The sequence below is a fragment of the Pseudomonas sp. BS3767 genome (assembly GCF_900099665.1).
GTDB classification, from domain to species: Bacteria; Pseudomonadota; Gammaproteobacteria; order Pseudomonadales; family Pseudomonadaceae; genus Aquipseudomonas; species Aquipseudomonas cerasi.
This window is the reverse complement of the sequence record NZ_FNCX01000006.1, coordinates 249,517-258,960: the sequence shown is the minus strand read 5'-3', so window position 1 is coordinate 258,960 and position 9,444 is coordinate 249,517. Positions and strand designations below refer to the sequence as shown.

Annotated in this window: 12 protein-coding genes; 2 read left to right on the top strand and 10 right to left on the bottom strand. The window is 59.2% G+C overall.

The genetic code is table 11. The annotated features are described in order from the left end of the window. Nucleotides 1-16: 16 nt before the first annotated feature. Both speE and BLR16_RS18650 read right to left on the bottom strand, forming a co-directional pair. Nucleotides 17-877 (bottom strand): polyamine aminopropyltransferase, encoded by an 861-nt coding sequence (gene speE / locus BLR16_RS18655; protein ID WP_003371548.1) that lies wholly within the window; start codon nt 875-877, stop codon nt 17-19. 201 nt (nt 878-1,078) lie between these two features. Continuing rightward, a complete protein-coding gene (locus tag BLR16_RS18650; protein ID WP_003315122.1) occupies nt 1,079-1,270 on the bottom strand; it encodes a PLDc N-terminal domain-containing protein in 192 nt (63 codons plus the stop codon). A 152-nt stretch (nt 1,271-1,422) separates the two neighbouring features. On the opposite strand from BLR16_RS18650, the gene BLR16_RS18645 reads away from it, so the two are divergent. Beyond that, complete coding sequence (locus BLR16_RS18645) at nt 1,423-2,349, top strand: ZIP family metal transporter (protein WP_074808022.1); 927 nt, start codon at nt 1,423-1,425, stop codon at nt 2,347-2,349. On the opposite strand, the gene BLR16_RS18640 is transcribed toward BLR16_RS18645, so the two are convergent. Then, nucleotides 2,346-2,864: a hypothetical protein gene (locus tag BLR16_RS18640; RefSeq protein WP_003371543.1), complete on the bottom strand. Its 519-nt coding sequence runs from the start codon at nt 2,862-2,864 to the stop codon at nt 2,346-2,348. The two genes, BLR16_RS18645 and BLR16_RS18640, sit on opposite strands and share 4 nt — an antisense overlap. 86 nt (nt 2,865-2,950) lie before the next feature. Next, a complete protein-coding gene (locus BLR16_RS18635; RefSeq protein WP_003436706.1) occupies nt 2,951-3,496 on the bottom strand; it encodes an ankyrin repeat domain-containing protein in 546 nt (181 codons plus the stop codon). 345 nt (nt 3,497-3,841) lie between these two features. On the opposite strand from BLR16_RS18635, the gene BLR16_RS18625 reads away from it, so the two are divergent. Then, nucleotides 3,842-4,120, top strand: a complete 279-nt coding sequence (locus tag BLR16_RS18625; protein WP_003315128.1) for a DUF3509 domain-containing protein — start codon at nt 3,842-3,844, stop codon at nt 4,118-4,120. Between the two features lie 111 nt (nt 4,121-4,231). Here the strand turns inward: BLR16_RS18625 and BLR16_RS18620 are convergent, their stop codons facing one another. The 6 genes from BLR16_RS18620 to aroC form a co-directional block, all read right to left on the bottom strand. Next, nucleotides 4,232-4,954, bottom strand: a complete 723-nt coding sequence (locus tag BLR16_RS18620; RefSeq protein WP_003436709.1) for a helix-turn-helix transcriptional regulator — start codon at nt 4,952-4,954, stop codon at nt 4,232-4,234. A gap of 254 nt (nt 4,955-5,208) precedes the next feature. Next, nucleotides 5,209-5,892, bottom strand: coding sequence for an acireductone synthase (gene mtnC / locus BLR16_RS18615; protein ID WP_058396593.1), 684 nt, complete (start codon nt 5,890-5,892; stop codon nt 5,209-5,211). A gap of 16 nt (nt 5,893-5,908) precedes the next feature. After that, on the bottom strand, nt 5,909-6,454 hold the full coding sequence (locus BLR16_RS18610; RefSeq protein WP_003371536.1) for a 1,2-dihydroxy-3-keto-5-methylthiopentene dioxygenase: 546 nt from the start codon (nt 6,452-6,454) through the stop codon (nt 5,909-5,911). 82 nt (nt 6,455-6,536) lie between these two features. Next, entirely contained in the window at nt 6,537-7,151 is a 615-nt protein-coding gene (locus tag BLR16_RS18605) for a methylthioribulose 1-phosphate dehydratase (RefSeq protein WP_003371534.1), read from the bottom strand. Continuing rightward, entirely contained in the window at nt 7,148-8,311 is a 1,164-nt protein-coding gene (locus BLR16_RS18600; RefSeq protein WP_074808018.1) for an MFS transporter, read from the bottom strand. Before BLR16_RS18600 ends, BLR16_RS18605 begins: the two co-directional genes overlap by 4 nt. Before the next feature lie 30 nt (nt 8,312-8,341). Further along, entirely contained in the window at nt 8,342-9,433 is a 1,092-nt protein-coding gene (aroC, locus tag BLR16_RS18595; RefSeq protein WP_003436716.1) for a chorismate synthase, read from the bottom strand. Nucleotides 9,434-9,444 lie beyond the last annotated feature (11 nt).

Here is a 9,444-nt window from a genome sequence, read left to right as displayed (position 1 = left end):
AAGCCGGACCGACTCATCAGTCGTTGCTGGCCTTGCCCACGGCCTGCAGAACGTACTGCGGCAAGGCGAACGCACCGATGTGGACTTCCGGATTGTAATAACGCGTAACAATACCGCTGCCCGAGAAACGCTGACGCAGGGTTTCCAGCGGCAATTTGCGATAGCTCTTGTCGGTCGAGCCCCAGGCGAAGGTCATCGCTCCGCCGATGTAGGTCGGGATGGCAGCGTGATAGAAATGCCAGTCGGCAAACAGACCGTTCATACGCCCGGCCGTGGTCTGCACACCGCTCAACTGCATGAAGGGCGTGCCGTTCTGGGTGACCAGAATGCCGCCTTCGTTGAGGCAGCGATGGCAGGCTTGATAAAAGTTTTCCGAGAACAGGACTTCACCCGGGCCGATCGGATCGGTGGAGTCGGAGATGATCACGTCGAACTTTTCTTCGGTGGTCGCGACGAAGCGCATGCCGTCGTCGATGACCAGGTTCAGACGCGAATCGTCAAAGGCGCCGCTGGAATGATTGGGCAGATATTCCTTGCACATCTCGACCACGGTCGCATCGATCTCGACCATGGTGATGTGTTCGACGCTCATGTGCTTGGCGACTTCACGCAGCATACCGCCGTCGCCGCCGCCAATGATCAGCACACGCTTGGCTGCACCGTGCGCCAGAATCGGCACATGGGTGAGCATTTCGTGGTAGATGAACTCGTCGGCTTCGGTGGTCTGAATGACGCCGTCCAGCGCCATGACACGGCCCATGCGCGGGTTCTGGAAGATCACCAGGTGCTGGTGATCGGTACGTACTTCGTGAAGCATTTTTTCCATACGAAAGCGCTGGCCGTAGCCTTCGTATAACGTTTCCTGATAATCGCTCATGGGTAAGCTCCCGCTGGGTACTGATGACAGGACGGCCGACCGCCCACAACAAAGGCGCGCATTCTACGTCGAGGAACATGACAGGTCGAACCTCTATGCAGCCTCGCGTGCCATTGCCGCTGCGAATGCCCGGCGCATGAAACGAAAAACGCCTGATTACCCAAGGTAATCAAGCGTTGTTTTGCCCAGCGTGTGGACGTATCACATGCGTACGTTGCCACGCGGTCCGAGGATTGCCCAGATGATCAGGCCTACCACAGGAAGCAGTACGATCAGCAATACCCAGAGGATTTTCTTGCCGGTCTCGGCACCGCTTTTCAAGACGTTGATGATGGCCCAGATATCGAGCGCCAGAATGATCAAGCCGACCAGGCCGTTGAAGCTAGAACCCATGGTGTTGCCCCTAAATTGAATGCTTACCCTCCTAGGATAGTAGCGCCGTTCGGGGGTTCCGTTGAACCAACCTTATATTCTCGGGCTCCCAGACGGGGTCGACTTTGTATTTCAGTTACCATCGCTCCCCCTTTATCAAAGGTAGCCTGTCAATGCCTACGCCCGCACAACCCCGAACGCCCTGGGCGGCCTGCTTAAACCAGTTCCAGGGCAGCCCACTGGTGAGCCTGGGCTTTGCCCTCGCCCTGCTGATCGTCGTCGGCCTCGTTGGCATCAGTCTTTATAACGCCTTCCATGGCACCAGTGAGGTCAACTTCAATCACGCCCTGCTGGGCGGCATCGCGGGTTTTCTGGCCACGGCGCTAGGCGCCGTGATGGCGGTTGCCCTGCGCAATGTTTCGCAACGCGCTCAGGACATCATGCTCGGCTTTGCCGCCGGAATGATGCTGGCGGCCAGTTCGTTCTCGCTGATTCTTCCAGGCCTGGAAGCCGCCCGGGACATTACCGACAGCGGCCCATGGGCAGCTGCGACGGTTGTTGCCGGTCTGGGACTGGGTGTGCTGCTGATGCTGGGACTGGACAAATTCACCCCGCACGAGCATGAAAGCGTAGGCCGCCAGGGACCTCATTCGGAGCGAATCAGTCGGGTCTGGCTGTTCGTGCTGGCGATCACCCTGCATAACCTGCCTGAGGGCATGGCGATTGGCGTCAGTTTCGCGAGCGGCGACATGAATGTCGGCCTGCCATTGACCACCGCCATCGCCATTCAGGACATTCCCGAAGGTCTGGCCATTGCGCTGGCCCTGCGCGCCACCGGCCTGTCAGCCTTCAAGGCGATGCTGGTGGCCATCGGTTCCGGCCTCATGGAGCCACTGGGCTCACTGGTGGGCCTGGGTATCTCCAGCGGCTTTGCCATCGCCTATCCGCTGAGCATGGGGCTGGCAGCAGGCGCGATGATCTTCGTGGTGTCCCATGAAGTCATCCCGGAAACCCACCGCAATGGCCATCAGACCTCGGCAACCCTGGGCCTTATGGGCGGCTTTGCGGTGATGATGTTTCTCGATACGGCGCTGGGTTAACCGCGCAACGCCTGCAGTGCAGGTGCGGCATGGATGCCTGCCGATGCTGCCAGCTCGACTACGCGCGCTTCGTCACGGCCGTACACCAGCACTGCTTGCAACTCATCATCCAGTGGCTGGCTGAAGTTCATCAGCACATAGCCGCCCATCTCCTTGTTCATGCTGCTCAACTGAATCTGAATGCGATTGAGCGCGACCAGCGGCTCGACCTTGGCCAGCTGCCTGGGCTTGATGTTGAAGGTCACGTCCTTGCCGAACGACTGAACGATCTGCTCGAACAGGTCCATGTAGCTGTCGGCCTGGAACAGAACGGTTTCCGGCAGGCTGCCCACCACGACCCACTCGCCCAGCGGGATCGGGAATGTATCGTCGTAGTTGATATCAGGGTTGGCGGCCAGAAATGCCTGCGGATCGGCATACGCCTGCGCGGCTTCATCGGCGATATGCACGATTTCATCGTCGCCCATGCAGCCGGAGCTGACTTTGCTGATTAATTCGACCAGTGAGTCTTTCATGGGGGGCGATCCTGATAGCGGGCAAAAAAAGAGGCGCGAAGGATAACGGTAAATCCATCGCGCCTCTATGTGTTCATGCCTTGCTGTCAGGACCGGGCTGGCTGCACGCCCATTCTGGTCAACTGCTCAATGGTGACGGTCGCGCCCATTGCCTGAGCGGCGCCCAGTGCAGTGATGCCCTTGGCGTCAGTGGCATGCGGGTCCGCGCCCTGACTGATCAGGTAATCGACTATTTCGTTGCGATTGAACATCGCCGCCATCATCAATGCGGTACGGCCATCAGCAGAGGCACCGTCTATGTCGGCACCCGCCTCGACCAGCAACCTGACCACCGCCAGATCGCCCTTGAACGCTGCACCGGCGATGGGGCTTTGGCCGTTATCGTTGCGGATTTCAGGATCAGCCTTGTGGTTCAGCAGCACACGGACCGCATCCGCATGGCAGTGATAGCTGGCCAGCATCAGCAGCGTATCGCCTTTGTGGTTGCGCAGATCTGCAGGCAGGCCCTTTTCAAGCAGGCGCTCCAGCATGACTGCATTTCCCTGGCGAGCCACATCGAATACCTGCTCGGCGAACTCGGCGGCTTCGTCTTCAGTCATGGTTTTCGAAGCGCTGATATCTGTATCGGTCATTAACTACTCCTTGGCGCACGGTACTCCGGGCATGCGTTGACCCGGCGTCGATACACACACTGACCTCAAGTCTCGCCAGCTGTTCGATCAGCATCGACGCGGATGCGCAATGCCTGCTCCTGATCGCCGCTATCCATGCAATCCCCTTCTGCCCGATCCCCATCGTGCAGGAAACGGCAAAATGCAGGGCGCACGACGGGCGTTCATGCAAAATGCACGAAGACTGAAATTAGAGGATATTACAAGTCATTGATTTTAAAGGATTTATTTTAAGGGAAAGACTGGCACAGACACTGCAATAGTACTTGCAAGCTTGTTATCCCATGAGCAATGGAGCCGCCTCACATGACTTTTATTCAAGAAAAATTCGCTTCCGTATTCTCCGACTACACCGTTACTACCCAGCCGCGCCCAGATGGTGGTGTTCTGTTGTCACTGCGTACCCAGGATGGTAAGCAGATCCGTCGCTCAGTCTCTTATGCTCAGTTGCACACACCAGTTCAACTGGAATGGGTAATCAGCGCCATCCGCCGCGACCTGGCTGCACAAGCCAGCGAGCTGCCAGCTATCTCGATGCTGCAAAGCCAGCACCGTTTTGATCTGCCGACGTACCACACACGTTGATTTTGCCCGCCACCCTCTTGGGTGGCACCCGCTGTACGCTCTCTCATCCCTTGTTTGCCGCGATTACACTTTGTTCTCGCGGCTTTTTTTTGCCTGCGTTTTGTCGGCCGACTATCTGATCAGACCACGACAAAGTGCTTCGCCCACCGCCTGTGCCCTGTTGGCAACGCCCAGCTTGGAGTAGATGGTCTTGAGGTGATACTTCACCGTCGATTCCGATACGTCGCGGATCATCGAGATCTCCCAGGCCGTTTTCCCGTCTCTGGCCCACTGCAACACTTCCAGTTCGCGATGAGTCAGACCGCGTGAACAGAACTTCAGACCACGCGCGACACTGTGCAGCACTGGCATGAGACTGCTCATGAGGTACTTTTGTTCAGCGCTGATGGGACGCTCAACTTCGCCCAGGGTACAGACCGATGTCACGCTGTCGGCACCACGGCAATGATTGGTGTAGCCGTAGGAGATGGCCGGAAGCAGTTCGCAGGCATCGACGAGCTCGTCATAAAAGGCGGAGACCGGGTATTGCCTGAAAGCATCCTGCCAGTTCAGGAAGCCCAGTTGATTGCGATAACAACGGATCACCGGGTCCTGCGTGATCAAATCGTGCTGGCGGTAGGCCTCGCCCCAGGCATCGTCGACGCTGGACGTGATGAATGTCAGCAACACCGGGCCCTTGAACTGAAAGAACATCGCGCGCTCGCTGCTGCATTCGCGCCGTAACCACTCGAGTGCGTTTTCGATGGCAGTCTGCCCATCAAGCTCGGTAATCGTGCTCACCATCTGCTGTATCAATAAATCCCTGGTTGCGCTTTCTGTCATGGCACTGCCCATCGCTGCCGCTCCTTCTTCGCCCGGCAGTCGGTACAGGTGTTGTCCGTGCCCCCGGTGACGATGGCGCAGAACTTACACGAATAATCACGTTGAAAAACCGCGAACAGAACAAACAGATTCAACGCACTTTCGACCAGGCAACAGCTCACTCGATAACAGGAAAAGCCCTACAAAAGTAATGTGTGAGCCTTGTGGCAGGCATATTTCAATGCAGCGGCATCAGGGCGATGCCGCGCACAGCAGGCGGGAGTTTTCTAGAAGGACGCTGGATCGATAAGCGCAAAACTGGCCACATGTCGGTGCCCGGCAAGTGCCCCGCCATCACGCGCAAGACCACAGGTGGCCATGCCGGCGGCCTGTGCGGCATCGAGTTCTTCGACGATATCCGACAGGAACAGAATCTCCCCGGCAGGACAGTCCATTGCCTGCGCTATCGCCCGGTAGGACTGCGCTTCGCGTTTGGGGCCGGACGTCGTATCGAAGTAACCGCTGAACAGGCCGGACAGGTCGCCCGCCTCGGAGCAGCCGAAAATCAATTGTTGAGCCTGAATCGAGCCCGAGGAATAAACGTAAAGCCGGTAACCCTGTTGATGCCAGTGTTTCAAGGCCTCGACAGCATCCGGATAAACATGGCCCTTGAGCTGTCCGGCGCTGTAGCCCTGCTCCCAGACCATGCCCTGCAGGGCCTTGAGCGGCGTGGCCTTGCGGTCCTCGGCGATCCACTCCAGCAGAAGCGCAATGACGCGCTCGACATCAGCGTCCGGTTCAGCGGCCTGCTCGCGTACCGCCTGCAGCTGCTGCGCCACGGCCGGTTGCTCGGCATTTTCGCGAACGAATGCGGGCAAGTGCTTTCTGGCGAACGGAAACAACACGTCGAACACGAAACTCACTGCACTGGTGGTGCCTTCGATATCCGTGAGGATAGCTTTGATGGGCATCAGAATCGGGCTCCTCTCAGTCTTCCAGCCGTGGAAAACGGCCGGCAATGTCTTCACCGGTAAAATTGGCCACCCAGCCTTCAGGGTTGTTGAACAGGCGGATGGCAACGAAGTGCGGGTTTTCGCCCATATCGAACCAGTGCCGCGTGCCGGCCGGTACGGAAATCAAGTCGTTCTTTTCACACAACACGGCGTACACATAGTCGTCGATGTGCAGGGTGAACAAGCCGCGCCCGGCGACAAAAAAGCGTACTTCGTCTTCACCGTGGCGGTGCTCTTCAAGAAATTTGGCGCGCAATTCGGCTTTTTGCGGATGATCGCTGTTGAGACTGATGACGTCCACGGTGACATAACCGCGCTCGGTCATCAGCTTGTCGATCTGGGTGCGATAGGCGCTGATCACCTCTTCCTGGCTGGCACCGGGGGTGATCGGCGTCGCGGCCTCCCAACGGTCGAACGCCACACCGTGCTCGGCCAGCGTCGACGCGATGTCTTCCAGATGGGTCAGCACCTTGTTGGGCATATCAGGGCTTGAAACGTGATAAACGGACAGGCTGCTCATGCGTGAAATCCTCGGTTTGGTGCAACACCTTCCGGCTTTTACAGGCCGGTCAGGCTTAAAAGCTGGTTTGGGCGGGATACGATCAGCGGTTCAATACCGCGCGCATTTTCAGTTCGCACTCGAACAGGAACTCGAACGCTTCGATCTGGCGCAAGGCGTCGCTCATTTTAGCGCCCCAGGTGTAGAGGCCATGACCGCGGATCAGGTAGCCGGCGCACTCGGGATGGGCGTCCAGCCAAGGCTGCACCTTTGCCGCGAGGCGGGCAATATCCTGATCGTTGTCGAAAATCGGCACCACGACCTGCGACTCATGAGTCACCACGCCGCTAAAGGCCTTTTGCAGTTCGTAATCCTCGAACACCAGATGATCGGCCGTGGTCAGCCTCGACAACACGGTCGCGTTGACCGAGTGGGTGTGCAGCACGGCGCCGACCTGCGGCCTGCAGCTGTACAGCTGGGTATGCAGCAAGGTCTCGGCAGACGGTTTTTTACCGGGTTCCAGGCTGTTGCCAGCCAGATCGGTGGCCAACACATCGTCAGGGCCCAACTGGCCCTTGTGCTTGCCGGACACGGTCAACAGCGCCTCGCTGGCAGAAAGACGCGCAGAGTAATTGCTGCTGGTGGCAGGCGACCAGCCACGGCCGTACAGAAAACGCCCGGCCTCGATGATTTCCAGGCTCAATTGTTCGCGGCTCATACACCTTCCTCTTTCTTGGGTGTGACAATCATGACGGCAGCGGCCAAGGCTGCAAGGCTGGCGATGGCAAAGGTCCAGACCGGGCCCAGTGCGTTCCAGCTGTAACCGGAATACAGAGCACCCAACGCCCCGCCGACGCCGGACAAGGCGGCATAAAGCGCCTGCCCCTGACCTTGCTGACGCGGACCGAAGCTACTTTGCACGAAGTGAATGGCAGCGGCGTGAAAGCTGCCGAATGTCGCGGCGTGCATCACCTGCGCGATCAGCAGCGCGGTGAGGTGATCGGCAAACAGCCCCAGCAGCAGCCAGCGCAATGCGGCCAGCAGAAAGCTGGCGAAGAGTACCTGGCGCACGGTGAAGCGCTGCAGAATCCGACTCATGACCGTGAACATCAGCACTTCGGCCACCACGCCGACGGCCCACAGCAGGCCGATCAGGCCCCGGCTGTAACCAAGCGCTTCGAGGTGCAGGGTCAAAAAGGTGTAATACGGGCCATGGCTGAGCACCATCAGCGCGACACTGAGGTAGAACGCCAATACATCGGGGCGCGTCAGTTGGCTGAGAAAGCCGCCCGGCCCGGTTTCAAGGCTCGACGGTGCTGGATGCGCATTCGGCACCCACCAGCTGCTGACAACAATACCGGACATGATCGCCAGTGCGATGTAGGGGAACAGGTCCAGGCTGAACCATTCGAACACTCGCCCCAGCACCACGACCGCCAGAATGAAACCGATCGAGCCCCACAGGCGGATCTGGCTGTAACGCGAGGTCTGGCCTTGCAGGTGTGCGAGGGTGATGACTTCGAACTGCGGCAGTACGGCGTGCCAGAAGAACGCGTAGAGCGCCATGACCATCGCCAGCCAGGCATAGCTTTTTTCGACCAGGATCAGCGAAAACGCCAGCAACGTGCAGATGGCGCCGGACCGCACAATGGTCAGACGCCAACCGGTGTGATCACCCAGCCACCCCCAGAGATTGGGCGCAACGCAGCGCATCAGCATGGGGATGGCGACCAGTTCGCCGATCCGTGCGCTGGAAAAACCCAGATGATGCAGGTAAAGGGCCATGAAAGGCGCCGACAGGCCCAGCAAGGCGAAATAGCATACGTAGAACCCGGACAGCCTCCAGTAAGGCAACTGTCCGCCGGCAGGTTGCGCCACGCTAGCAGTCCGCAACCGTAACAGCGTGCATTACACCTGCCCCAGCACAGGCGTGTTGACGCTGACGTCGGCGTTCTGACCGCGATGACGCAGCAGATGATCCAGCAGAACGATGGCCATCATTGCCTCGGCAATCGGTGTGGCACGGATGCCGACACACGGGTCATGCCGACCTTTGGTGATCACGTCGGCGGCGTTGCCATCGACATCGATCGAACGCCCTGGCGTGGTGATGCTGGAGGTCGGCTTGAGCGCCAGATGCGCGATGATCGGCTGGCCGGAGGAAATGCCGCCGAGAATGCCGCCCGCGTGATTGGACAGGAAACCCTGGGGCGTCATCTCGTCGCGGTGCTCGGTGCCGCGCTGGGCAACACAGTCGAAACCGGCACCGATCTCCACACCCTTGACCGCGTTGATGCTCATCAGCGCGTGGGCGAGCTCAGCGTCCAGACGATCGAAGATCGGCTCGCCGAGCCCCGGCATCACGCCTTCTGCGACCACGGTGATTTTCGCACCGACCGAGTCCTGATCACGGCGCAGCTGGTCCATGTAGGCTTCCAGTTCCGGCACCTTGTCAGGGTCGGGGCAGAAAAACGCGTTGTCTTCGACCGAATCCCAGGTCTTGAACGGGATCTGAATCGGGCCAAGCTGGCTCATGTAGCCGCGAATGACGATGCCCTGGCTTGCCAGATACTTCTTGGCAATGGCCCCTGCGGCCACACGCATGGCGGTTTCCCTTGCCGAACTGCGGCCACCACCGCGGTAATCGCGGATGCCGTACTTGTGGTGATAGGTGTAATCGGCGTGGGCCGGGCGGAACAGGTCCTTGATCGCCGAATAGTCCTTGGACTTCTGATCGGTGTTGCGGATCAGCAGGCCGATGGACGCACCAGTGGTCTTGCCCTCGAAGACACCCGAGAGAATCTCGACTTCATCGGCCTCCTGACGCTGCGTGGTGTGGCGGCTGGTGCCCGGCTTGCGCCGATCCAGGTCGCGCTGCAGGTCTTGCAGGTCCAGCTCCAGCCCCGGCGGGCAGCCGTCGACGATAGCGACCAGCGCCGGGCCGTGGCTTTCGCCGGCGGTGGTGACAGTGAACAGCTTGCCGAAAGTGTTGCCGGACATGCGGGCGCTCC

What these genes read in the sequence shown, in the direction of transcription:
- speE (WP_003371548.1), bottom strand. Translation starts at nt 877, where the DNA reads ATGAGCGATTATCAGGAAACGTTATACGAAGGCTACGGCCAGCGCTTT.
- BLR16_RS18650 (WP_003315122.1), bottom strand. Translation starts at nt 1,270, where the DNA reads ATGGGTTCTAGCTTCAACGGCCTGGTCGGCTTGATCATTCTGGCGCTC.
- BLR16_RS18645 (WP_074808022.1), top strand. Translation starts at nt 1,423, where the DNA reads ATGCCTACGCCCGCACAACCCCGAACGCCCTGGGCGGCCTGCTTAAAC.
- BLR16_RS18640 (WP_003371543.1), bottom strand. Translation starts at nt 2,864, where the DNA reads ATGAAAGACTCACTGGTCGAATTAATCAGCAAAGTCAGCTCCGGCTGC.
- BLR16_RS18635 (WP_003436706.1), bottom strand. Translation starts at nt 3,496, where the DNA reads ATGACCGATACAGATATCAGCGCTTCGAAAACCATGACTGAAGACGAA.
- BLR16_RS18625 (WP_003315128.1), top strand. Translation starts at nt 3,842, where the DNA reads ATGACTTTTATTCAAGAAAAATTCGCTTCCGTATTCTCCGACTACACC.
- BLR16_RS18620 (WP_003436709.1), bottom strand. Translation starts at nt 4,954, where the DNA reads ATGGGCAGTGCCATGACAGAAAGCGCAACCAGGGATTTATTGATACAG.
- mtnC (WP_058396593.1), bottom strand. Translation starts at nt 5,892, where the DNA reads ATGCCCATCAAAGCTATCCTCACGGATATCGAAGGCACCACCAGTGCA.
- BLR16_RS18610 (WP_003371536.1), bottom strand. Translation starts at nt 6,454, where the DNA reads ATGAGCAGCCTGTCCGTTTATCACGTTTCAAGCCCTGATATGCCCAAC.
- BLR16_RS18605 (WP_003371534.1), bottom strand. Translation starts at nt 7,151, where the DNA reads ATGAGCCGCGAACAATTGAGCCTGGAAATCATCGAGGCCGGGCGTTTT.
- aroC (WP_003436716.1), bottom strand. Translation starts at nt 9,433, where the DNA reads ATGTCCGGCAACACTTTCGGCAAGCTGTTCACTGTCACCACCGCCGGC.